We start from the raw sequence: 24,424 nt of genomic DNA on the forward strand, positions 1-24,424 counted from the left end.
TATAATGTAATTTAATCAGACTTTATTTTTTATCAAAATAGGTTTGAACTATAATTTTCAGGGAAAACGCTTTAATTTGTTCACCTTCCGCCATGCTATACTTTGGGCAAAATCAGTTCCACTGGAGGGTGCTATGAACATTAGCAAAGAGGGTTCTTATTACACGCATGAATATAGAAATCTGTTCAGAGAGATTGGCTATACGGAAGAGGAGATTCAAGCAAGGCTTGAACAGGCGTGGAACGATTTGTTCTACGGGGCTCCCGATGTGCGGATCTATTATCCGGCGGACAACGATAAAGCCTATATGCTGGATACCGGAAATTCCGATGTGCGCTCCGAAGGCATGTCCTACGGGATGATGATGGCTGTGCAAATGGACAAGAAAGATGAATTCGACCGGCTGTGGCTTTTCTCCAAGGTGTTCATGCAGCATAAGGAAGGACGCTACAAGGATTATTTTGCCTGGCACTGCAAGCCGGACGGCAGCCGTTTGTCCCAAGGCCCCGCACCAGACGGTGAAGAATTCTTCGCGATGGCATTGTTCTTCGCTTCCAGCCGCTGGGGTGACGGGCCGGAGCCGTACAACTATTCTGAACAGGCGAAGACGATTCTCCGCGCCTGCGTGCATAAGGGAGAACAAGGTGAGGGAGACCCGATGTGGGACCCGGCGAACAAGCTGATCAAGTTCGTTCCCGAGTCTCCTTTCAGTGATCCTTCCTACCATCTGCCTCATTTCTACGAATTGTTTGCCCGGGAGGCAGACGAGCAAGACCGCACATTCTGGAAGGAGGCTGCGGAAGCAAGCAGAGTCTACCTGCATCAAGCCTGCGATCCTGTAACCGGTCTTTCCCCGGAATACGCAAATTTCGACGGCACACCCGCTGCTCCTCAGCCCCATGGCGATTTCCGGCATTTCTTCAGCGATGCCTACCGCGTAGCGGCCAATATCGCGCTGGACTATGAATGGTTCCGCAGCGATCCCTGGCAGATCGAGCAGTCGAACCGGATTCAGCAATTCTTCCGGGACATTGAACCTGCGGATTACCGCCGATACACCATTGACGGCCATCCGTTCGAGGAACCGGCACTGCATCCCGTCGGACTCCTGGCTACTCTGGCCATGGCCTCGCTCGCTGCCGACGGACCGGATGCGGAGCCGTTCGCAAGGCTCTTCTGGAATACCCCTCTGCGCAGCGGGGTCCGCCGGTACTACGACAACTGCCTGTATTTCTTCAGTCTACTGGCCTTAAGCGGAAATTACCGCATTTATCAGCAAGAATAAAGTAAATAAAGCATTAGACTAGCCCTCACTATAAAAACAGCGGCAGCCGTGGACGAATTAAAGTCCTGGACTGCCGCTGTTTTATTGAGCTAACGTTTCCTGTTAGCGGAACAACAAATACCTTGTGCTACTCGATTTCACAAATTGTTCTGGCAATGTGTTAAGGGTTCCACTTTAACTACGAAATCCATTAAAGTGCCTCAACCTTTGGATGAAATCATGAAGCTCTGCATCTTTCCAGTCCGAAAGCCGTTCATAATACACAGACTCTTTTTCCTTCAGCGCATCTAAAACTTTTTGTTGCCCGTAATCGGTAAGAGATAATACAACTCCCCGTCCATCATTAGCCGACGTTTCTCGTTTTACATATCCCAAAGCTTGAAGTTGTTTGATGAGGCGGCTGACCGAACTTCGATCCATTGCTGTTGATTCAGCTAAAGCGGCGGCATTAGTGGCGCCATAGGAATACAGCCAGCGAACAAGATGGAAGGCAGCAGGCTGTAAGGAGGAATCGAATTTAGCAGCGGCTTTTACATTTAATGCATGTGCAGAACTAATGAGAGCATTAAGCTGTTCGCCCAATTCAATCTCAAGTCTATCCCTAGGTACGTTTATCTCGTTCATTCTTATTCACCTTTCTTTAGGTCTAAATCAAATTCACGAATAGTTGACATATATCAACTAAATCAATATAGTGGATATATGTCAACTAAATTCATGACAGGTTATAGTGATTATCCACTCTTAAAGTGTATCATAGGAAGGAGAAATGACGATGGTTAATAAAGAAAATGTTGTCATTACTGGTGCTACCAGTGGACTTGGGCAGCTTGTCGCGCTCGAATTAGCAAAACGCGGATTTGACCTTATTTTGACTGCCCGGAGTAAAGAACGCGCTGAAATCACGAGAGAACGCATTAAGGAGCAGGCACCTTCAGCGAATATTGATTTCTTTTATGGAGACTTTTCGTCAATTAAGGATGTTTCACGGGTTGGGAGTGAAATAGCTGCCGAATATCCTAAAATCGATGTGCTGTTGAACAATGTGGGGATTCATGCTTTTAAACCTCGCATCACCCCCGAGGGTCTTCCTGAGATGATTACCGTCAATTATTTCGCTCCCTGGATTTTAACACAGATTCTAAAACCTTCCCTGCAAAACTCGAGCCATCCCAGAGTTGTCAATGTTGCCTCTGAAGCTTCACGCCGTCACGGTATATTGAAGCTACCAGAGGATTTAACAGATACAACTCCCTTTACCGCTCGCGGCTCATCCCCCATCTATGGAAAAACCAAATTATTAAATATTATGTTTTCGGCTGAACTTGCGCGGAGGTGGTCAGGAACGGGTATTAGCGTAAATGCACTGAATCCTGGATTTAATGTTACCGGACTCGGACGAGAACTTTGGTTCGCCCCTGTACTCGAACGATTGTTGAAAGTCCTGCGCCTCGGAGATCCGCGAAGAGGAACCGATATTATTACCCGATTAATTGTTGATCCGGAATATCTAAATAAGACGGGTGGATACTTTAATGTCGGAACAGGACAATCCATTGAGCCAGTGTCTCCCGGAGGAGATGATGCCATGCAGCGCAGGTTGTGGGAAAGCACAGAAAAACTAATGAGAGAAAAGGGATTTCTGTAGGCAATTCAACAAAGACAGCCGATCGTAATGACTGGCTGTCTACATGTCGTGTTTGAACTATCGTGTCCCGCTAGTTTACCCCTAATTTTCCATAATCGAGTTTATAAAATCTGTTTTGGCATGGGAATACGTAACTTAATGCTGAATGTGTCCCGGTTTAAGCCATAACACGTCATATCCCATATTACTGAGTATTTCCAGCCCATCATTAAACTCAATTCTGTTTGATCCATTCCACCCATTTTCCAAACCATACAAAACAAACTGCTTAACTATTCCTGGGTAATGTAAATTAAAACCTTCAATATCACCCGAGATTATTTTCTTTAAGTGAACACCAACTAACAGAGGGCTTCCCGAAATCGGGTCATCCCATGTACAAAAGTGGAAGGAACATGTTATGTTCTTCAGTCCCTTTAATGATATAGAAAGAGTGATTTCGCATGCACCTTGGTGGTACTTTTGGTTAATAAAATAAACGTATTTTTTATCTCTAACATTGATTTCCCTTGTGTTTTTCTTCATATTCTCAGCACCTATTTGAGATTTGCAGTCGTTGAACGTCCTCAGTTAGCTTCATAATCGTAGCCGGCAAGAAGAAGGCAGAACGCGGCATGCCTTCGCCGAAGAGCGATTGGAGCTTACTGTGTTTCTATGGTTTGAATAGGCTGGATTAGGTTCCGTTGGAATCTATTATAGTCCTCCGATACCGCAAGATCGAATTTCATACTTGTAAGGTAGATGTAAGGCAAATCGATAGCTCAGGCCACCCTGGCAGGATAAGATTGGAACAAATGAAAATATAACTTTTTTTAAAAGGAGAATCGAGATGAGGCTGTTTGAACTGTTGCTTTTTTTGTCAAACATCGGCTTGTTTGCATTAACAGTCCTATTAAAAAAAGGACGGCGTAGAATTCCAGTATTCGTTGCAAGCGGGATCGCCACACTTCTACTGGTCATTCATTGGACGGTGGAAGGATACAGAGTTCAGCTATTTCCCCCATATTGCATAACGATCATTTTTTTAGCCATTTCAGGTTATAGCTATTTTAAAAAAACCGGCCCAAAAAAAATCCCACGATTTATGTTGGGTTCAGCTTATACCGCTATAGCGATAATGCTGGTTGTAACAGCGGGTCTCATGTATGCTTTTCCTGTATATAAACTACCTGAACCGACAGGCGAATTTAAGGTAGGAACGCAAACTTTTCATTTCGTGGATACAAATAGGGAAGAGATATTCGACGAAGCCAGGGATGGTAAGAGAGAATTGATGGTTCAGGTATGGTATCCGGCTCAAGCTGGCAACGGCAAGTACGCTCCCTTTATTCCCGATCCCCAGATTTTACGTTATATGGCCGCGAACTATGGCCTTCCCGGGTTTACGTTTCAACACCTGAAGTACGTATCCAGTCATGCTTATTCGGGGGCAGAAGTCTCTTCGGCACAGACTTCATACCCGCTGATCCTTGCGAATCCAGGCAACGGCTCTTCCAGGTTCCTCCACACGTCACAAGCCGAACATCTCGCGAGTCACGGATATATCGTGGCAGTGATCGACCACACCTACAATACATTTGCAACCGAGTTTCCGGACGGGCGAATCACGACCAGCACAACCAACGACTTATTCTCGCCCGACCATGATTACCGGACAGGAATAAAAATTCGCGACAAGTTGGGAAAAGTTTTAACCGGTGATGTGGCGTTTGCGCTGGACCAATTCGAGCTCATCCAATCGGGGCAGATTCCAAGTCATCTAAAAGGGAGGATTGATCTCGGTCATGTCGGGGTATTTGGTCATTCCATCGGCGGAGCGACGGCCTATGACGCTTCTTACGATCCGCGAATCGCGGTTGGAATAGACCTTGATGGAGGGCTTTATCGTCTGCGTGACCGAGAGGGTCTGCGAAAGCCGTTTTTGTTCATCACCTCGGAAAGCTATTTCGAAAAATTAAAAATGGTGATGGATAACCGGGTCTACACGGATGCAGAGCTTAAACGTATGGGCTCAACAAGAGAGTGGGAGGATCAAGTAACGGAAGACAAAAAGTTGGAGCTTGAACGGATGCGCGAAGCGGCCGACAAAGGGGGACAAGTCCTCTATATCGACAATACGGAGCATTTGAATTTTACCGACGCACAGTTCGTTTCTCCGATTTTCAAAATGCTGGGTATTACAGGAAAGATTGCGCCCGAAAGAGCGAACTCCGTTATCAATACCTATATGCTGGATTTCTTCGATATGTATCTAAAAAATCAAGGCGGAATCTTAATGAAAGGACCGGATAACCGCTATCCGGAGGTGAAGTTCGTAACCTCGCTATTATAATCACGGAACAGGCTATCGATTTTGATATGCTCCCCTTCAATTAGACAGGTTTAATAAATAAACCGCTATTTGAAGGGGAGTTTTCCTTTGTCTAAGAAGAACGAACACAACTCTCAGATTGGGTGAAGAAGGGGAAGTGAAAGCTCTGAGCAAGGGCGGTCTATCAATTATCTGGAACGAATAGACATTGTTCTTAACTGTCTTGCCCCTCCATCCATTTATAAGATTCTATCTTTTCATCAATCATCTTCAGGTTGTTCTTCAGTTCATTAATTTGAGCAAGAACGTTTTTTTGATGGGTTTCCAACAGCTCCCGTCTTACACTTATTGTAGCCTCTCCTTGACTTCGCAGATCAGAAAAATGCTTCATATCACTGACTTTCATTCCTGTTACCCGCAATCGGAGTAAAAAATGGATCCACGAGATATCAGTCTCTGAATACTGGCGATACCCACTTGTATCTCGATGGATCCCGTAAAGCAATCCGATTTTCTCGTAATAGCGCAATGTGTGAACAGTAAGCCCTGTCATTTCAGAGATTTGTTGAATTGTAAAAAAATTAGGTTCCATAAATATTATTATAGCACATCAAAAAAAAGTTATTGCTTTAGAGTGCACTCTAAAGTGTAACATTTAATTCAAGTTACACAGAGGAGGAATAATATATGTCAAATGAACGTTATACACGTGGTTGGGAAAAACTAATGCAAATAGATGGTGAAGGAGGAAAACGTGTCATTGAGTCAATGAGGGACATTGCTCCCGACCTGGGAAAGTACGTTGTTGAATTTGCATTTGGAGAGATATACTCAAGGGAAGTGCTTGATCTCAAACAGCGGCAGCTAATAACGGTCGCATCGCTTACAACACAAGGCGGATGTGAGCCACAGCTAAACGTGCATATCAACGCAGCTCTCAATGTAGGACTTACACCCAATGAAGTAATTGAAGCGATTATGCATTGCATTCCCTATACTGGTTTTCCAAGAGTTCTTAATGCCGTTTTTGTTGCCAAAGAAATTTTTGAGGAACGGAATTTGAAAATTGTGAACTAAAACCTGATTTTGCATCTTTTCAATGTTGGAATCAGTTCCAATAAAATTAATTCAGACAAGTCATTACATCTTCAATTCTTGCCTTCCTTACGTTTATATCCATACACTCATCTCCAACGATTTTTTTGTCATTGAATTATTAATGCGAAAAGTATGCAAAACTTAGGATCACCAAAAATCCCCTCGACCTGAGGGGATTTTTTCTATTGCAATGCATTACGTCTCTCCTAACATTTCCTACAAACGCTAATGATAGAGGAAGCTGACGGAGAGAACGGCGTCTTATCCCAATCAGCATATTGATGTTCGACGCGAAAGCCGTGACGGGTTAATAAAGAATGCAGCGTATTCTGATCCGTGAACCGACAAGCAATTCGGGAAGTCGTCCGCTTATCCCCCCAATCACGCATCGTGACCCAATGCATGACATGCTGTCTAGCATCGTAACATTGTGTGCCTGATACCTTGACGTTATTCCCATCCTTATCTATGAATGATCCCCATTCTGTCTCCTCTTGATCGGATAAATCCGTTCCCTCCGGATTACGGGTCTCGAATGCAAAGATTCCCTGGGGTTGTAAATGTTTGTGAACGGTCGTGAGCAAATCAATTTGATCTTGATCACTTATGAATGCCTGAAATGCATTACCAGTCAAATAAATCATTGAAAATCGCTTGTCCGATTCGAAGGTACGGGCATCACCTTCCATAAAAGTAACAGTCAACCCTTCCGCCTTCAACCGCGCATATGCGAGCATCGCTGAAGAGATATCTACACCGGTCATCGTTATGCCGGCTTTCGACAGGGGTATCGTTGTTAAGCCTGTACCGCAAGCAAGCTCTAACACTTCCCCAGGACTCGATCTAGCAAGCTCAAGAAAGAACTGATATTTGTCAATTTCACCGTCAAATTCAAGATCGTAATTTACCGGATCTTGATATTCTTCAAGATTGCTATGTTCAATCAACGCCATTCCCCCTTTCATATTGTAAGACCTAGACAAAATAGTCACTGATGAGAAGCAGCAGCTTGGTCAGCCTTCACACAATCAATTGCGACAACGAACGCAATCATGATTGCCTCCTTCTCCTCCACAATATAAACCAAGTATATCAAAGATAGGTTATTCAACTATACTGCCCGCTAGCGTAATTCATTGCATTAAACTGCCCGTTCGGTTAAAAGAGGCAGCCGATCGTCGTGACCAGATGCCTCCATGTCATTATTAGGTTATCGTTCTCCGTTAGAGTTCCATGTAATTCAAATCAAAATCGTTGCCTAGATTCCCTTAAAAACAAAGAATCGTCCTATTCACGGGAATCATTCTTTCAAGTAAAATCCTCCGAAATCATCAATAATTAATTGCTTTGTCTCTAGCTATTTTTGTAAGCTCCATGAATGTATTACTGTATTGTTCTTTTTCAATTGGCTGAACCTTATAACATTCTTATTCTTTAGGTCATTAAATAACTGATAATAATCCAGCTCCAAGGTTTCCCAATCACTATATTTTCCGTTTTCATCCAATTGTCCAGTTAGAGAGCTTACATTCGTTTCGTTAAGTAGGGTTCCATTGGAAGTTTGCCAATCGGGAATTTTATCTTTCCAATCCGCATATATAGAACCTCTCCACTTGTCCCCTAAAGCTGACGCTAATAAGTTCTTATTAACTTGATTAGCTCCCCTGAACATTTCTAGCCCAGGATGATCATTATCAATGAAGAAATTCCCACAATTTGAACACTGATAAACCGTCTTAAAAAGTGTGGATATTAATGATCGAATTCTTATTGCAGCTTCTTCTTTATCTGTAGACGACGGCCCCGATTTCTCAATAGCATCGTCAATCTCGTCTAGGAGATCAAACTGATCTTGGTCAGAAATTAAATATCCCTTATAGGATAAATAATCAGTCGTGTCGTGTATTCTTTGTCCACACTCACATCTAAAATTCATTAGTTCACCTCAGGCTGACTGCGACTTATAATAGTGCTGTTAATTACAACGTATCCTGCCCGTTAGCGGAATTAAACTTTAACCTCTATCCAAGATATGTTAACAATGTTTTTAATGGATTTCCAATTTGCACACCCATTTCACGCTCAACTTTTTCAGCAGTTTCAACCATGGATAATTGAGCGACAGAAATGGTCTTGTTGGGGTCAGAGACAAGCAAACCCTTAATATAGTTTGATACTTCATTCACATATTGCTCCTTCTTTCCTTGCATTATTAGCTCGAAGGTATTCTCAATGACTTGAACATCAATATTAATTGGTTTTGCGTGTGTGGTTGCAAATTCATTAAGCCGTTTCATTGTTCCTTCGACTGTTGCTGGATTAGTAAATAGTAGCATCTGTGGCTCTGTTATATTGCAAACGTGATGGATAAATGGCTCATCAATTTTTATTATTGGGACTGATGTCTTAAGTTGTTCTTCGTTGAGAATAGCAATGTAATTAGTACATGTAATTAGAATTGCATCAATATTCGTATTTGCTATCCATTCAATCTGCTCATTCACTTTGTTTTGGGCTTTTGTTAAATCAAAATTTTCATCTGACGCAATTCTGCTCATTAATCCAGGGTCTACAAAGTGTACTAATTCCAAATCATTTGAAGCAATAGCTTTTTGAATATACTCAATATTTGAATAGTGGGCATGCAAACAACCAATCTTCTTCATATGATAACCACCCTACTTTATTTCCTCTTACACTACCAGTTTATTGTGTTTTTCTCCAGAAACAACTTGCTATACAATCCTGCCCTATAGTTGAATAAGCGGGGGATCTTAGAGCAATTAATTCCAGCTTGCTTTTTCAGCGCTTTTGTTGAAATTAAGTGGAGAATTCATCAATAATTTCTACTACTTCGATTTCCCCATTAATCAGCAGCTCAGGAAGTTCGTTATTTATATTGCCCTTCCAATATTCTCTGGCTTGTACGATTTTTCGGGAGAAAGGAATTCCATCTTCCTTTGGTAAAAGATTACCGTCACCTTCAAAGATATTACCAGTAACCCGAAGTTTAACGATCTGCAGTACTTTTCGATGATAAGAATCGAAAAGTTCTTTCCATTCCAGAGCGTCTTCATAGCTCTTAGCAGCGTATAAGCAAGACAACCGTGAAGGATATTCAGGATATTCTTGCAATCTGACCATTTCAACTATTACTTCTCTAGTAGCTCTGATGGTTTGTTCCGCATATCTAATAACTACATCTGCATTCTCTTTATCCAACTTAAAGCCGTCATTTGTATAATGACGGTGTAATATTTGAATAAAGTCTTCACCTTTGGAATTCATCTGTTCCTTCTCAAAAAAGAAGTGATATAAAGTGTTTTTTTGGTTTTTGTCAAAGCTAATTATCTGCCCAATGTCCATTTTTCTTCTCGTGACAATGTGGTAAACATACAATTTGCTTCTTTCCATGGACTGCCCCCCATTAATCATTGTTAGCATAAGTAAATTCGGAATTTACCAGCGTTATCCTGCCCGTTAGTGCTTCGCGGTACTATCCATAATGTGTTCCCATCGCGTTGAGTGAGTTACCTCATTTTATTTTTTTCGGGAACCCATATACGAAAAGTATCATACCTAGGAACGTAAGGATTGGCACAAAGATATTATCGAAGAAGCCTGTAATATGAGTTTTAGGTAGGGCATCGAACATTTTCGCTTCGTATAACACTACAATTTCTTGGCTGCGAGCTATCAAAGAGCCCACACGTTCAATAGCATAGATTACTCCAGCGGAAATTAGAAAGGCTGCACCTAGTTTTCTGTATAAGTCGTTGCCCATGAAATATTTGTTGCCTCCTCTATTTTTTGTTGATTCCTTGTACCATTATTTCACTTTACCACATTGTTCCAATTACTGAATATTAGAATATCATTACATAACCTAATACTAGTGATTTAACGCTATAGACGCAGATGTTGAAAATCACTCTAGAAGTCGCCAAAGTGTTGATTCACGCAGCGAAACTCCGGGCAAGGGAGCTCGGGATCGCGGAAGTGATCGCCATCTTAGACGATGGCGGGAATTTCGTTGCTTCTCATCGGATGGACCATGCCTGGCTGGCCAGTGTCGACATCGCCCATAATAAGGCATGGACGGCGGTCGCGCTAAAAATGCCCACGGCGAGCCTTGCTCCGTTGGCGGTCCCGAGCGGGGAGCTGTAAAGGATCAATACGACCAACCACGGACGCGTTGTCGTGTTCGGAGGGGGGATTCCGTTGTCGTTCGAAGGGAGAATCGTCGGGGCGGTCGGCGCAAGCGGCAGTAAGGTCGCAAACGACATTGAGGTTGCGGAAGCGGCGGTGCGGGCTTTCGAAACCTATCCGAAGCCGCGGAGCGGGTCTTCCGGGAGCTTGCTGTAAACCTGGCGGCTTTAGCCCTATAACGAAACTAGGTCCCGTCAATATTGGCGAAAAATCGGCTAAACACATGGGGCTGTCCCTCAGGGTACAATACCCCGTGGCACAGCCCCTCTTCTCATGCCATCATTTAAGGCTTCAGGACGAATTTAATGCATTCGTCCGCATGGTTGTAAAAGGTGTTGTACGCGTTATGCGCCTGATCAAGCGGCACTTTATGCGTGATGATCTCTGTCGGATCGAACTCGCCTGCCATAATTTTTTGATACAGCATTGGCATGTAATGAATCACGGGCGCCTGTCCCATGGTCAGCTTCACGTTTCGTTCCCACATGTTTCCGAACATGAACTGGTTGTATTTAGAACCGTATACCCCAGTAATCTGAATCGTGCCGAATTTCCGCACCGCATTCATCGCGATGTTGATCGGGCTGAGCGTTCCGCCAACCAGCTTGGCCTTCTGCTCTTCCTCCTCCAATGGCGTCTTCTTGCCGTCCATTCCGACGCAATCGATGACGACATCCGCACCCCCGCCCGTTATTTCTTTTATATGCAGCCCCATGTCTTGGAAATCTTCAAAGTTGAAGATTTCGACGTTATTCATTTTTTTGGCATGGTTCAGCCGGTACGGGAGATTGTCGATCGCGATGACCCGTTTGGCCCCTTTCATCCAGGCGAATTTTTGCGCCATCAAGCCGACGGGGCCGCAGCCGAGCACCACCACCGTATCTCCCTGCTTCACGCCGCCGTTGTCCACGCTCCAATAGGCCGTCGGCAACACGTCGGACAGGAACAGGAGCTTCTCATCCTCTAATTCACATGACTCCGGAATAACGAACGGCATGAAATTGCCATACGGCACGTAAAGCAATTCGGCTTGTCCGCCCGAATAATTCCCGTAACGTTCGGCAAACCCAAAGTAAGCTCCTGTATCCACTTGGGGATTGGGGTTGGAGTTGTCGCATTGGCTCTCCATTTGATGCTGGCAGTAATGACAGCTGCCGCACGAGATATTGAACGGGAGCACGACCCGGTCCCCTTTTTTGACCTTTGTCACCTCAGGGCCCACTTCTTCGACGATGCCCATCGGTTCATGTCCGACTACGTATCCGGTTTGGGCTTGAATAGCCCCCTGGTATATATGGAGATCGGAACCGCATATGGCCGTCGAGGTGATCTTGACGATAATCCCGTCTTTTTTCTGAATCGTCGGATCCGCGACCTGCGTCACTTGCATGTTCTTCATGCCATTAAAAGTTACAGCTTTCATAATCACCCTCCTGTTATGGCATGCCTTGAATTTGCATGCATGTTTCTATTATGGAATTGGAGAGTGAGGATCATACATTCAATGCACGGTATTTTCGATCGGATAATTCCAGTTCTAACTGTCTTAGACTCTGGAAATTCATCTGGTTCACATCTTTTAGTTTTTAAAATCACTGCCACGGTCGGTATGGAAAAATTGAATCTGAACTGGCTGTAGATGGGAAACGGATCATTATTCAGGAGGAATTAGGGGATGGTATGAGCGTACCCGATCAATAAAAGCTACTAAGATTTTGGAATTTAAAATGAATATTGAAAAATGGAGGAATGAAATTGAGAAGGCTCAATCTGATCTGTTAGCTGAGAAAGCGAAACTATACCGTGCCCGGACAGCTGGAGAAAGGGAGAACATCACCTCTGCCATAGAGAAGCTTAAAGGTGAATTAGAGATTATGAATAATCTCCTTACCCGAGCCGAAACCGATCTTGCCGAGCTTCAAAATAATTAAACCAACTACAGGGACTCTCCATACGGAGGGCTCTTTTTCATGCTAAGAAAGAAGTTCAAGACTTAACTTATAAATTAAAACAGCGCCAGCAAAGGACGAGAAATAAAGCCCTGGACTGTCGCAGTTTCATTCAACTAACGTTTCCCGTTAGCCATACATGCAGCGCAAGCGCCGCACCACAGATTGTCGCTCCCTATCGGGAAGCACTCATGGGAGATTAATCCTACTCTGATTGTTGCACCAGCCTCTTACCTAATTTAGCCGTAGAGAGGATACTTTAGAGTGGAAATCGTAGTTGAACGGGCATGTGGTATGGATATTCATAAGGATAACATTACCGCATGTATTCTTAAGTCTAATGGAAAGGAGAAGTACAGGTGTATTTTGGAAGCCTATTGTAAATTTACTTGAAGCTGAAGACATTGAATTTTTAGTGGTGAATGCCCAGCATATGAAAGCTTTGCCTGGACGTAAAACAGATGTCAAGGACTCCGAATGGATTGCAAAGCTTCTTCGTCATGGGTTACTTAAAGCAAGTTTCATTCCAGATCGAAATCAACAGGAGCTTCGAGAACTTGTCCGTTACCGTCGGAGTATTATCGAAGAACGAGCTAGACAACATAATCGAATTCTAAAAGTGTTAGAAGGAGCCGATAGTAAACTCAGCCCTGTTGTCTCTGATATTATGGGTGTCTCCTCTCGTGATATGCTTCATGCTATTGCTGATGGTGAGGATGATCCTGAAAAACTAGCGAACTTTGCTAGACGCACCATGAAACGAAAAAAGGATGAACTTGAACTTGCTCTACACGGCTATGTAAACCCTCACCAACGCTTGATGATTAAGACTATTTTAACTCACATTGATTTTTTAAGTGAACAAATCAAAAATTATCAAACACCTACCATACGCCAGTTTTTGTTTTTTAGTTGAGTTTCCGCCAAACGTTGGGTGTATACCTATAAACAATGAAACTAAAAGGATTGATACGACTAAAAAAAGGAAAACATAAAACATTATTTTCTCATCCCTTCCTGAAGATTGATAAGCATTCAGATTCACCAAATCATGTCCATCGTTAACGATGAACTTCACATTGAAGCCTCACCGCTCAGCCTCAAGCAATACTGCCCATGCTGCCAATCTAATCAACATGTTATTGTTGTCCAACATTAACGATCTTCCTGACCCATGCTGGCTCACTCGTAGCCGCCCGCACAAGGCAGTCGGCACAGTCTGCGAAGGACAGCGGCCGGAACGGAGCGATGCGTGCTGATGGTCCTGCTGTATAGTTCAGAGTGGCAGCCGCGTCATTCAGGCCCGCCGGTCGTACAATGACCCAATCCAGGTCACTCCGTTGCACCGCATGCTCGGCAATGCCCTTATCCTTGATCGCCTTCGAGAAGATGCGGCGATTCATGCCTATCGCCCACCGATTGCCTGCGGAAAGCTCCTTCCCGTCGCTCAAACCAATGCCGCTCTGCATGACTAGGCGCTTAACTCCAGCATGCTGACAGGCCTTAAGAATATTCGGGATTCCCTCCGACATGACGGTACCCGGTGAGAAGTTTGCCGCAAGGACATTCAGGATTCCCTTCGACATGGCGGTACCCGGCGAGAAATTACTGGTTGGACCAATGCAACTGATTACCACATCTGTACCGGCAATGGCTTTGGCCATACTCGACGCGTCGAATACATCCCTCTGCCGGGTGCTGAGCCGCTCTGCAGGGGGAATGACTTCCGGGCGGCGAGCCACAGCTATAACCTCATGTCCCAATTCAAGTGCCCGCTCCATCACTTTCCTTCCAGTTCCCCCTGTTGCTCCAATAATAGCAATTTTCATTGAAATATTCCCCTCCGACTTAAATGCACATTAGTGTATTAAGAAGCAACTATGTATGTATAATTGTAAACAGAAATAGAAAGTCTACAATTCTTAAAAAGGCAGGTTCCGTGCATTAGTTCACAACTCCTTTATAATTGTGTATTTATTTTCAGGAAAGCTGGTGATTCTCAAGTGCTAAAGATAGATAGAAGGATACGTAAATCCCAAGAAGCAATAAAAGCGGCTGTTATTGAACTGATGATTGAAAAAAAATTTGATCAGATCACGATACAAGATATTTCCGACAGGGCAGATATTAGCCGAAGAACCATCTATCTTCACTACACGGACAAATTTGATCTTCTGGACAAGCTCATCGAAGAACATATTGACGATATAAGGGAACTCTGCGATTCGACAGACGATGACGCCGATTATGCAGATGCGGGATTGTTATGGTTCGAATATTTCGAGAGTCATTTTTTATTCTTCTCCGCATTGCTAGCGAGTAAAGGGAGCAATCAAGGATTAACTGACGGTGAGAATGTTGAGATTCAATTTTTAGGAGCAGCAATCGTAGGGGTAGTGGAATGGTGGTTCAAGAATGGAATGCCTCTCCCTCCATCCTTTATGGCTCAACGGGTGGGGGCATTGCTTGAACGGAATCTTGAAGTTTCTGGACAAACTGAACATTAAATAGCCCCCGCCCAGTAGTGCAGACAGGAGCTGGTAAGACGCTATATACGGACCCGTTACGGCATGCGACAATCAGCAGGAAATATGATACGGTTCACCGCGCTGTCTGTAAAGGCAAGTTTTCATCAAATTCTACTCATCCTTCAACCGTCGTTGATACAAAACAACAGACACAATCGTTAATACAACCGTCCATACCAAAATAATGAGGAGGGGTTTTAATAAATCTCCCGTCGTAAAGCCTGTATTGCTTATCCCTAGCAAATGCACCAGCTGACTGCTTGGCATGTAATCCAGCACTTGAAAGACCGGATAATCCTTCTCTAGTAATGCTCCCCACGGTGCACCCATAAATATGAACGCCACAGGGAGTATAGATAATGAGGCTTCAAGCAGCGTCTTGGAGAATAAACCGCAGATGGTCCCGGCTGCTGTGTACAGAATAATCGAAAGAATGATCACTGCCACAAACGCCCATATATTAGCTGGCTCATAGCCAAATAATAATGTAGAAATAGCGAGAACAACAGCAGACATTACAAAGACTAAAGAGCTTTTACCGATTAGAACATCCATGGTCGTAGCCGGAGTCATCATTAATGACCGTAAAGTGTTACGCTCCTTCTCTTCCGCAATCAAGCAGGCTTGTGCGAAGCAGGTCAGTAATACAAACGAACTATTAAAAAGAAAACCGCTGGCTCCAGGCAAAGACGCGCCTGCGCTCCTGAAAAGCAGAGCGATGATCATAGGAAAAATCAGCATAATGGACAGCGCATAGTTACGTGAAAACTCCTTGTAATCCTTTACAAATATCGCCCGCGCACGTTTCAATGAGATACTCATAGTAGCTCACTTCCTGTCATTTTAATAAAAATATCACCCAGACTGGGCTCTTTCGTTTCTAACCGGTCAATTAGCCCCCGTCTCATCCAATCCGCGATTTGATCACCCGTTCCCTCACCGATCGGGAGCTCGTAAGTTTCCCCATTCATTAATTCAACACAAATTACGTTTTCCCGGTGCTGCCGTTTAAGTTCCTTCGGTGAGCCGATGGCTTGAATTTGTCCCTGATACAGAATCGCTACACGATTGCATATCAATTCTGCTTCAGCCATATCATGCGTAGTCAGAAAAATCGTTGTCCCTTTCTCATTTAAGTAGCGCAAGCCTTTATAAATATGTGCGGTGTTGACCGGGTCCAAAGCCGAAGTAGGCTCATCTAAGAATAACAATTCCGGCTCATGGATAATCGCGCAGGCCAGCATAACACGCTGACGCATTCCCTTCGACAAGAGATTGGCTTTCTTTTTGCGCTCTCCGCTTAAGTTCACAAACTGCAGTACCTTATCGACCGCAGATTTGGGAAGATCATACAACTTACGGTACAGCTCCAGATTTTCCTCAATCGATAATCGCTCATATAGACCACTGTTATCCGTCAAAATGCCAAAGCGCATCTTCTGTGAAGACTGCTGCATCATCTCCGCTGGCTGATTAAATACACTTGCCTGTCCACTAGTCGGATTTAACTGCGCCGTTAAAATCTTGATTAATGTTGTTTTGCCTGAACCACTTGGACCTAAGAAACCAAAAATTTCCCCTTTCGGAATTGAAAAAGACACATCTGCTAACGCATCCTTATTTCCAAATCTCTTACGGATACGTTCTACTTGGATAACATCCATTAACACCACTTCCTTAGAGTTGATGGCTTAAACATATACAGATTCCATGCTTCCAGCCATCAAAACCCGCCGAAATGTAGCTATTATCGCCTGAATGGTACTACCTAATGCTTGATTGGTTCGATATTTCCCCGGAAATTAAATGTTAAGAAGTGCTTTTAATTCATGCAATTTTGAACGGGATAACGGAACCACTGCATCTTGACCTGTATTTAACCGTAAGCTGTAGCTATTCTTCGTCCATGTAATAATCTCTCTTACTTTTTGCAGATTAACGATATAGGATCGATGACACCTAAAAAACCCGAAATTTAACAATCTTTGCTCCAGCTCGGTTAGCGTCAACGCACAGTCATAATTTTCCCCGCCCACATGAACAAGGATCGAACCCTCTACACTTTCTATAAAATCGATTTCAGGCGGATTAAATAAAATTATTTTGTCATTTCGTTTGGTAGAGATCTTCTGCAAGGTTATATTGGCGTCGTCTTGTTTCTGTACTTCCTGCTTATCCTCTTCGGAATCCCGAATATCGAGTGGATGAAATCCGGACTCGTTCAACCGGTAAATGGCATCACAGGAAATAAGGGCATCCTCTAAATTCGAAGTTAAAATTAATACTTGCTTCTCTTTCAAAAGGTCATCTAGAATCCGTTTAAATTGACGGCGATCTTGCTCTTCTAAGTAAAAATAGGGTTCCTCCAGTACAAGTGTAGGCTGATGCGCAAAAAAGACACGCAGCAAGGTCACATACATTCTTCTTGATGAGCTTAGGTCTTTGATTTTTACCTTCCGTTCTTCTTTTAAAGCAAAATATTCCATCAACGAAGCGGCACGCTCCTTCCTCTCCGTTACTCTGATTAGAAAAGTGATTAGCTCTTCCACCGTTAAACGCATATACTCGTTTTGCCCAGCCCGAAATAAATAATATCGGGAATGATCAACTAATTGATCCATTAAAAGCTGCTTTCGCTTCAAGTCGGTTATAATGCCAATCGATTGGTTCGTTGTCATATTTAATTCGATCTTCGGTAGAAATAATTCACCATCATAATACATTGGTTGAAATTGCATGCCGTCCTCCCGGTCTTTGAATTACACCATCCATCAGATTTTCTACTTTTTCAATTTTGTTCCTCTAATTCCTGCTCAATAAACGGTTTATGTAATATTTAATGCAAATATTAGTCGGGAGCATCTTCAAGTCAATTCTGCACATAAAGAAAAGCCCAAGCCTCTTCACCGCTTGAGCTTTATCGATAGTGGTAATATACCATAGAGATTCCATTCATGAATTACATATTGGAATATAAATTTGTATGTATTGCTTGAAAGAACAACTTTGTGCTACTTATGTTACGGTTCACCGCGCTATCTGTAACGGCAAGTTTTAGGGCCATCCTTTTGTGGGATGGCCCTTTATTTATCCTGGCTTTGTTCAACAATCGTATCCGTTAACACAACAAAGAGAACAGCCCGCAGGCGGTTCTCTATCCTGTCTGCCTTAGAAGCAGGTGAACGAGCTAATCCGATTCAAATCAATGCCGAAGTACGCCCAGAAGAAACCAGTCCATCTGAACCCTGCAATGGAATTACGCCCGACGAATACCGGGAAGAACCAGAATTGCTCGCCGTTGTTCAGCCAAATGTATGTGTTGCGGAACAGGCAACGTCTGATTGCCCCGGGGTCGATGGCAAAAGCGGTAGCCGGCATTTGCGGTACGAATTGCGGTGGAGGAGCCGTCGGCGCTTGAACGCCTCCCGGTGCACCTCCCGGAAGCCCCGGTCCGCCCGGCACGCCAGGTCCGCCCGGGGACCCCGGAAATCCTCCGCCGGTTCCCGGTGTTGGAAAAAATCCCATATGTGATCGCTCCTTTCAATGATTAGGCATAATCATCATATGCATTCGCGGAAAGGGCGCTTGGGCGAATGCCCAACAATAAGATTTAACATAGATCGACTATGCACAACACGGATGGCTTCGACACAGATCCAAGCTTTACAAAAAAAAGAGCCGCACCATCATCTTGTGCAACTCTTTATCCGTAATTTAGTCTTCTATTTCAGTATAAATTTGAAAAGTCACGCCGAATTTGTCCGTTACATCGCCAAACCCAGGGCTGAAAGGTTCTTCTTTAAACGGCATATTGACCTGACCTTCTTGCCGCAAGGCTTCATAAATCCGTTTTGATTCTTCTACTTCATTCGTTGTAATGCAGATGGTGACCCGTTTCCCGTTTTCACTAGTCGAACCGCCTGGAGCATCCGATAACATGAGTTCCGTTACTCCGACCTTTAACTTGGCGTGCGCTACAAGATTACTCAGATCGTCAGTGAACGTACCAGGCATGTCCGGCATTTCACCGTAAGTCACCATGGAGAGGATTTCTGCACCGATGGCTTGTTCATAAAATTGATGTGATAGTTGTAAGCAGCACAATCTAGTATTCACAAGCAGACCTCGATTGGCTGATGATGGTTAAGCTTTTTAGAACCACTGGAATCGGGGTAACCCAGTTTATTGGCGGACAGCATACCAGCACTCGAGAACGGCGTGAATATCTTGAACAGTACTAACTTCAAATTGAGAAGGAAATACAGGAGCTCCATCGTATTCAAGATTTACCCAGCTCCCGACTTCTTCTTGAGCGGGAATGGAGCGGACAGGAGAGTCCGGCTGTGCTCGCTTCGACGCGTTTTCTGGTGCTTTGCGGGGACCCCAATATATCAAAAGATGCCTGTCCCCTCTTTTTATTGGGTGACAGGCATCTTTTGATTTTTTTAACCGACCCTTTCATATTCCTGTATAGCCAGAAGCAGTCCTCCGGTTATACCTGTGTCGCCGCCTAATGCAGGTAAGCTTACATACTGATCTATCGGCGGGATTTCCACATAACTGGATATACGTTCAACCAGTTCTTTCTTCACCTTTGGGAGAAGCTGTTCGCTTTGCATGACACCACCGCCTAAAATAATGATGTCAGGACTCAGTACGACGGTATAGGCATAAAGAGCTTGCGCCAAATAATGAGCCAAAAAGCTCCACACTTCATGATTCGGGTCGATCTCGTTCCCTTTTTGCTTCAATCTCGCTTCAATCGTTGGTCCTGCTGCCATCCCTTCCAAACAGTTATGGTGAAATGGACACAACCCTTGAAACCCGTCCATTGGATGCGACTCGACCTTGATATGTCCCATTTCAGGATGGCTGAATCCCTCCAAAATCCTCCCGTCGACGACCGCGCCGCCACCGATTCCCGTACCAACGGTCAAATAAAGAACGCTTTTTAGTCCTGCGCCTGCTCCTTTCGTTGCTTCACTTAGAGCCGCTATATTGACATCGGTTGACCATCCGACCGGAATCTTATACCGGCTTTTCATTGCGCCAACAAAATTATAATGGGCCCATGACCGTTTCGGAGTATTCTTAATATAGCCGTAGGTTTGAGAATTCGGATTCACATCAATGGGACCAAAGGAACCGATCCCAATCGCTTTCAGATGATAGGAATCAAAAAATTCGAATACTTGCTTCATGGTTTCATCCGGTGTTGTAGTAGGAAACGTCACCCTTTTGACAATTTGACCGTCCTCATCTCCCAAGGCGCAAACAAACTTTGTTCCCCCTGCTTCGATCGAACCAAACAATATAATCCGCTCCTTGTATCCCGTACTATTTAAGTATAGCTGCAAGACCTTGCTTGGAATCGATATTTTTCTCCATCGTATCCGCCTGTAATTCCCAATTACCAAATTGTCCATAAGCCGAATAAATCATTGACCCTGTCGGTAGCTCCGGATGCTCGTTTTCACCATTCGTGCCCCAATTGACCCATCCGGAATCATTACGCTGCACGATTTGGTAGCGGGCCACCACATTGCTCGTATACCAGACCATGGCATAGCCAGTCTCTTCATTTAACTCGGCTGTTTTATTAGCGCTCATCGGGAAGATGGTTTGTTCCGGAGCGCTGTTTACATCGACAAATCGATCACACAATACCTTCTCATTTCTCTCACTTTGATGTACTTGTGTGTGGGACTCCGGAATAATGGCAGAGATATGGTGTTTGATTTCTTCCGCACTGAGAATTCCTTCTTGTACACAGAACAGCCTCCAGAAATAATCCCATGAAACTTTATTAATATCTTCTCCGATATTATCTTTGTATTGTTTGATGTTCGGATTATTTTGTTCATCAGCATGCTCGAGCAGCTCATGAACGCCTTTAGACAAAATGTTAGCGTATAAATCGCCTTCTCTGTAATAAGTCCCGCCATAGGAAGCAAAGGATGTAAAGACCCGATCCCCCTTGCCGCTCTCAAATTCATCGCCCACCGTAATTTTGTTTACGACAGGAATGCCGTCTACCGTGGTTGAAAAATCATCTACATCATACTTTCTTCTAAACCACGGGGTATTAAAGAAAAACTCCCATGTGATCGTGAATTTTTTTCCCATCAGATTCTCATCCAGCCCATCAGGCACGGTGCCCTTAAACAGATATCTGCAATACAACGGTCCTTCCTCTTCCACGATACAATCTACCGTAGTATGCTCAGGAGGATTGATCAGCCCATTTTTCGGTGTGAAGAACGGTCCATAGAATCCGCCAATCGCATTGGAGTAATCCTTAATCAGATTTTTCCCCTCCGCTTTGGCTTCAAAATATCGGATCCCCCATTTGCCGTAAGAGGATCCGTCAGCAGTTCCGGAGCAAAGCTCCAAAATGTAGTAACCGGTGTCCAATCTTCTAAACCCGTCGCCTTGGGTGACTTCCAGTTTCTCGATACCTTTAAACGCCTTCTCAACCGCAGCAGGCTGTTCATCCGCATACAGCCAGTAAGAGGTAACCAGCTTATCCATATCCACCAGATATACGATCGAAGCTTCTTGAATATAGTCCCCTTCCACCCTGGAATCAATCAGCTGAAAAGGAATGGCATTGTCTGCATCGTCATATAAAACTAGACTATCCTTATGAACGCGGTCATCCGTAAAATTCAATTTCGTGATGACAGGCTCCTGTTTCCTTTCCAGATGATCCGGGTTATTGAGCATAATCTGAAATTTATATTTGAAGCTTTGCTTATTGTTGTTCACAGATAAACCTCTTTTCTTTTTGTATTCAGTCTCTGGGAGGATTCGTCTTATTGTTTAGTAGCTTTAAAAGAAAAGTTCAGTTTTTTCCCTTTTTGTGCATCAACCAGGATGGCAACCAAAATGATTAAGCCTTTGACAACGAGCTGCCAGAAAGAGCTTACTCCCAGCAGGTTAAGACCGTTACTGATCACACCGATCACCATGGCGCCAAAAATGGTTCCACTAATTCTGCCTCTGCCGCCGGCCATGGAAACTCCGCCTAATACACAGGCAGCAATGGCATCCATTTCATAACCTGCCCCTACAGAAGGCTGGCCGGAATACATTCTCGCGGAGAGGACGATTCCTGCAAAGGCTGCAAGCAAACCGGTAATCGTATATACAGCTATTTCAACCTTTTTAATGGGCACGCCGGAAAGACGTGCAGCTTCTCTATTTCCGCCAATCGCATAAATATAGGTACCAAATTTAGTCTTCATTAATAAGGTAGAAAAGATGAAAACTAAGATAAACATATACAGGACCGGCAGCGGAAGAAATCCAAAGAGCTGTCCTGTTCCAATCGAGGTATAAGCTGCATCTCTAATTCTTACGGATTGACCGTTGCTGTATAGATACGCAATCCCCTGCGCGATGTTCATGGTAGCTAATGTAACAATAAAAGCAGGCAGCTTAAATTGGGTTACTATACACCCGTTAACGAATCCGATAGCCGCACCGATTGCGAGACCTATTATAATGGCCAGATAAACAGGCATTCCCGTGGTAACAATTAAACCTACCGTTAAGGTCCCCGATAAAGCGACGATCGCCCCGACGGAAAGATCAATCCCTGCCAGAATAATAACCAGCGTCATCCCAAGAGCCAAAAAGACGTTAATCGAAATCTGTCTCAAAACAGTAATCAAATTGTCCTGGGTTAAAAATACCGATGAAGTGAATGATAACGCGATAAATAAAAGCAATAGTACAACAATAATCCCAATATTCCCTCTAATTACTGACATCACGGGGTTGTTTAATCTCTCCGCTTTCTGAGTCATGCTACATTACCCTCCTGTTGCATAGCGCATAATATTTTCTTGAGTTAGTTCGGACTGGGCTAATTGTGCGGTTAATTTTCCTTCTCGCATGACACAAACAGAATCACACATATTGATGATTTCAGGAAGCTCAGAGGAGACTAAAATAATAGCCAGTCCCTGTTTAGCAAGCTCGTTAATAATGGAATAAATTTCGGATTTTGCGCCTACGTCAACGCCCCTTGTCGGTTCATCAAGAATCAAGAGCTTCGGATTTGTAGCCAACCATTTAGCCAATACCACTTTTTGTTGATTTCCTCCGGATAAACTGGAAACTTCCGCATCAGACGAAGCCGTCTTTATATTTAAACTCTTGATATAAGCGCTGATTAATGCGCTTCTTTTTTCCTCACTAACAATCAGTTTATTTTTCATAAGGTGTTTCAGCTCAGACAGTGTCATATTAAAACCAACGGAATTCAATAATACGAGGCCTTGATCCTTGCGATCCTCCGGAACCAGTGCAATCCCTTTTTCAATGGCATCACTGCAGCTTTTAATCTTCAGCTCTTCCCCGTTCAGAGAAACAGATCCGTTATCGTAACCATAAGCGCCAAATATAGCAAGCATGAGTTCGCTTCTTCCCGCACCCATCAGGCCTGAGAAGCCAAGGATTTCACCCTTGTGTACGGAAAAGCTAATATCTTCAAAAACATTCTGTTTTGACAGATGGTCGACTTTCAATACAACCTCATCTTGACGAGAATAGGTTCTTGTATAAAAGTTTTTCAGCTCTCTGCCTACCATCATCGCCACGAGCTCATCAGGGTTGCTATTTTTCGTAATCACGGTTCCGACATACGTACCGTCCCTAATGATGGTAATTCGATCCGTTATGGTAAACAATTCTTCAAACTTATGCGAAATGTAAATCATGCTTACGCCATTTTGCCTTAATCTTTCCATCGTTACAAAGAGATGTTTGACTTCTTCATCGGATAATGAGGACGTAGGTTCATCCATTACTAGAATTTTTATATTAAATGAAATCGCCTTAACGATCTCTACCAACTGCTGGTGAGCTACCGATAACTCCCCGACCAAAGTGTTCACATCAAGGTTTAATCCCAATTCCTTAACCATCTCTTGGGCCTCAGCGTTCATTTGCTTTCTATCGATCAATCCCAGCTTCGTAACAGGCTCTCTCCCCAAAAAGATGTTCTCTGCAACGGTCAGATAGGGTACGAGAACGATTTCCTGGTGGATGACACCAATACCGTGGGCTTGTGCATCGTGAACGCCTTTGATATACACCGTATTTCCATTGATCAAAATTTCACCGCGATCGGGTTGATGAATCCCGCCCAAAACTTTGATTAACGTGGATTTGCCTGCACCATTCTCACCGAGCAAGGCGTGAATTTCTCCAGATTTAAGCTCAAAGTTGATTCCGTTTAAAGCCAGTGTTTGTCCAAAGCTTTTAGCAATCGAATGCATTTCCAGGACGTTTTCAACCAATGATGTTCACCTCCGAAAGTAAAAAATGTAGAATGCAGGATAAACCTGCATTCTGTGAGAATGAAACTATACGATTTTAATGGCTTAT

The 24,424-nt window shown here is 43.8% G+C and carries 25 protein-coding genes and 2 pseudogenes; 8 read left to right on the forward strand and 19 right to left on the reverse strand.

The genetic code is table 11. The annotated features are described in order from the left end of the window. Positions 1-133: 133 nt before the first annotated feature. Positions 134-1,285: a glycosyl hydrolase family 8 gene (locus tag NSS79_RS24530; RefSeq protein ID WP_342436502.1), complete on the forward strand. Its 1,152-nt coding sequence runs from the start codon at positions 134-136 to the stop codon at positions 1,283-1,285. 174 nt (positions 1,286-1,459) lie between these two features. Here NSS79_RS24530 and NSS79_RS24535 read toward each other — a convergent pair whose 3' ends face one another. Beyond that, entirely contained in the window at positions 1,460-1,909 is a 450-nt protein-coding gene (locus tag NSS79_RS24535) for a MarR family winged helix-turn-helix transcriptional regulator (RefSeq protein ID WP_342436503.1), read from the reverse strand. A gap of 151 nt (positions 1,910-2,060) precedes the next feature. Here NSS79_RS24535 and NSS79_RS24540 point away from each other — a divergent pair, with 151 nt between their 5' ends. Next, entirely contained in the window at positions 2,061-2,933 is an 873-nt protein-coding gene (locus NSS79_RS24540; protein ID WP_342436504.1) for an SDR family NAD(P)-dependent oxidoreductase, read from the forward strand. Positions 2,934-3,068: 135 nt separating this feature from the next. Here the strand turns inward: NSS79_RS24540 and NSS79_RS24545 are convergent, their stop codons facing one another. After that, positions 3,069-3,458 (reverse strand): hypothetical protein, encoded by a 390-nt coding sequence (locus tag NSS79_RS24545; protein WP_342436505.1) that lies wholly within the window; start codon positions 3,456-3,458, stop codon positions 3,069-3,071. Between the two features lie 304 nt (positions 3,459-3,762). On the opposite strand from NSS79_RS24545, the gene NSS79_RS24550 reads away from it, so the two are divergent. After that, positions 3,763-5,265 (forward strand): dienelactone hydrolase, encoded by a 1,503-nt coding sequence (locus NSS79_RS24550; RefSeq protein WP_342436506.1) that lies wholly within the window; start codon positions 3,763-3,765, stop codon positions 5,263-5,265. 193 nt (positions 5,266-5,458) lie between these two features. Here the strand turns inward: NSS79_RS24550 and NSS79_RS24555 are convergent, their stop codons facing one another. After that, complete coding sequence (locus NSS79_RS24555) at positions 5,459-5,836, reverse strand: MerR family transcriptional regulator (protein ID WP_342436507.1); 378 nt, start codon at positions 5,834-5,836, stop codon at positions 5,459-5,461. 95 nt (positions 5,837-5,931) lie between these two features. On the opposite strand from NSS79_RS24555, the gene NSS79_RS24560 reads away from it, so the two are divergent. Next, the gene (locus tag NSS79_RS24560) at positions 5,932-6,321 is read left to right on the forward strand and encodes a carboxymuconolactone decarboxylase family protein (protein WP_038595249.1); all 390 of its coding nucleotides are present in this window, start codon (positions 5,932-5,934) and stop codon (positions 6,319-6,321) included. 227 nt (positions 6,322-6,548) lie between these two features. Here NSS79_RS24560 and NSS79_RS24565 read toward each other — a convergent pair whose 3' ends face one another. The 5 genes from NSS79_RS24565 to NSS79_RS24585 all read right to left on the reverse strand — a co-directional run bounded on the left by NSS79_RS24565 (position 6,549) and on the right by NSS79_RS24585 (position 10,126). Next, entirely contained in the window at positions 6,549-7,289 is a 741-nt protein-coding gene (locus NSS79_RS24565) for a class I SAM-dependent methyltransferase (RefSeq protein ID WP_342436508.1), read from the reverse strand. A 410-nt stretch (positions 7,290-7,699) separates the two neighbouring features. Continuing rightward, complete coding sequence (locus tag NSS79_RS24570) at positions 7,700-8,278, reverse strand: hypothetical protein (protein ID WP_342436509.1); 579 nt, start codon at positions 8,276-8,278, stop codon at positions 7,700-7,702. 85 nt (positions 8,279-8,363) lie between these two features. Then, entirely contained in the window at positions 8,364-9,008 is a 645-nt protein-coding gene (locus NSS79_RS24575; RefSeq protein ID WP_342436510.1) for an aspartate/glutamate racemase family protein, read from the reverse strand. 154 nt (positions 9,009-9,162) lie between these two features. Next, a complete protein-coding gene (locus NSS79_RS24580; RefSeq protein WP_342436511.1) occupies positions 9,163-9,756 on the reverse strand; it encodes a DUF2441 domain-containing protein in 594 nt (197 codons plus the stop codon). Between the two features lie 121 nt (positions 9,757-9,877). Next, positions 9,878-10,126: a hypothetical protein gene (locus NSS79_RS24585; protein WP_342436512.1), complete on the reverse strand. Its 249-nt coding sequence runs from the start codon at positions 10,124-10,126 to the stop codon at positions 9,878-9,880. A 134-nt stretch (positions 10,127-10,260) separates the two neighbouring features. Here NSS79_RS24585 and NSS79_RS24590 point away from each other — a divergent pair. Next, positions 10,261-10,707: pseudogene (locus NSS79_RS24590) on the forward strand (heme-binding protein). 127 nt (positions 10,708-10,834) lie between these two features. Here the strand turns inward: NSS79_RS24590 and NSS79_RS24595 are convergent. Further along, complete coding sequence (locus NSS79_RS24595) at positions 10,835-11,974, reverse strand: zinc-dependent alcohol dehydrogenase (protein ID WP_342436513.1); 1,140 nt, start codon at positions 11,972-11,974, stop codon at positions 10,835-10,837. Positions 11,975-12,278: 304 nt separating this feature from the next. On the opposite strand from NSS79_RS24595, the gene NSS79_RS24600 reads away from it, so the two are divergent. Together NSS79_RS24600 and NSS79_RS24605 are read left to right on the forward strand one after the other, a co-directional pair. After that, positions 12,279-12,482 carry a hypothetical protein gene (locus NSS79_RS24600; RefSeq protein WP_342436514.1) on the forward strand — a complete coding sequence of 68 codons (204 nt, stop codon included), beginning with the start codon at positions 12,279-12,281 and terminating at the stop codon, positions 12,480-12,482. A 282-nt stretch (positions 12,483-12,764) separates the two neighbouring features. Then, positions 12,765-13,368, forward strand: a pseudogene (locus NSS79_RS24605) (IS110 family transposase); the annotation flags it as partial. A 271-nt stretch (positions 13,369-13,639) separates the two neighbouring features. Here NSS79_RS24605 and NSS79_RS24610 read toward each other — a convergent pair. After that, the gene (locus NSS79_RS24610) at positions 13,640-14,329 is read right to left on the reverse strand and encodes an NAD(P)H-binding protein (protein ID WP_342436515.1); all 690 of its coding nucleotides are present in this window, start codon (positions 14,327-14,329) and stop codon (positions 13,640-13,642) included. Positions 14,330-14,503: 174 nt separating this feature from the next. On the opposite strand from NSS79_RS24610, the gene NSS79_RS24615 reads away from it, so the two are divergent. Further along, complete coding sequence (locus NSS79_RS24615) at positions 14,504-15,007, forward strand: TetR/AcrR family transcriptional regulator (protein ID WP_342436516.1); 504 nt, start codon at positions 14,504-14,506, stop codon at positions 15,005-15,007. 132 nt (positions 15,008-15,139) lie between these two features. Here the strand turns inward: NSS79_RS24615 and NSS79_RS24620 are convergent, their stop codons facing one another. From NSS79_RS24620 to NSS79_RS24660, 9 genes are all read right to left on the reverse strand, one after another. Continuing rightward, complete coding sequence (locus NSS79_RS24620; protein ID WP_342436517.1) at positions 15,140-15,850, reverse strand: ABC transporter permease; 711 nt, start codon at positions 15,848-15,850, stop codon at positions 15,140-15,142. Next, positions 15,847-16,692 carry an ABC transporter ATP-binding protein gene (locus NSS79_RS24625; RefSeq protein ID WP_342436518.1) on the reverse strand — a complete coding sequence of 282 codons (846 nt, stop codon included), beginning with the start codon at positions 16,690-16,692 and terminating at the stop codon, positions 15,847-15,849. The genes NSS79_RS24620 and NSS79_RS24625 overlap by 4 nt, the downstream gene beginning before the upstream one ends. A 138-nt stretch (positions 16,693-16,830) precedes the next feature. Continuing rightward, positions 16,831-17,766, reverse strand: a complete 936-nt coding sequence (locus tag NSS79_RS24630) for a LytTR family transcriptional regulator DNA-binding domain-containing protein (protein WP_342436519.1) — start codon at positions 17,764-17,766, stop codon at positions 16,831-16,833. Between the two features lie 430 nt (positions 17,767-18,196). Further along, a complete protein-coding gene (locus tag NSS79_RS24635; RefSeq protein WP_342436520.1) occupies positions 18,197-18,553 on the reverse strand; it encodes a collagen-like protein in 357 nt (118 codons plus the stop codon). A gap of 189 nt (positions 18,554-18,742) precedes the next feature. After that, the gene (locus NSS79_RS24640; protein WP_342436521.1) at positions 18,743-19,144 is read right to left on the reverse strand and encodes a VOC family protein; all 402 of its coding nucleotides are present in this window, start codon (positions 19,142-19,144) and stop codon (positions 18,743-18,745) included. 329 nt (positions 19,145-19,473) lie between these two features. Beyond that, positions 19,474-20,343, reverse strand: a complete 870-nt coding sequence (locus tag NSS79_RS24645) for an ROK family protein (RefSeq protein WP_342440431.1) — start codon at positions 20,341-20,343, stop codon at positions 19,474-19,476. Positions 20,344-20,365: 22 nt separating this feature from the next. Next, the gene (locus tag NSS79_RS24650) at positions 20,366-21,796 is read right to left on the reverse strand and encodes a hypothetical protein (RefSeq protein ID WP_342436522.1); all 1,431 of its coding nucleotides are present in this window, start codon (positions 21,794-21,796) and stop codon (positions 20,366-20,368) included. Between the two features lie 47 nt (positions 21,797-21,843). After that, a complete protein-coding gene (locus NSS79_RS24655; protein WP_342436523.1) occupies positions 21,844-22,839 on the reverse strand; it encodes an ABC transporter permease in 996 nt (331 codons plus the stop codon). Positions 22,840-22,845: 6 nt separating this feature from the next. After that, a complete protein-coding gene (locus NSS79_RS24660; RefSeq protein WP_342436524.1) occupies positions 22,846-24,336 on the reverse strand; it encodes a sugar ABC transporter ATP-binding protein in 1,491 nt (496 codons plus the stop codon). Between the last annotated feature and the right edge of the window lie 88 nt (positions 24,337-24,424).

The sequence above is a fragment of the Paenibacillus sp. FSL L8-0436 genome (genome assembly GCF_038593025.1).
Taxonomy (GTDB): domain Bacteria; phylum Bacillota; class Bacilli; order Paenibacillales; family Paenibacillaceae; genus Paenibacillus_AQ.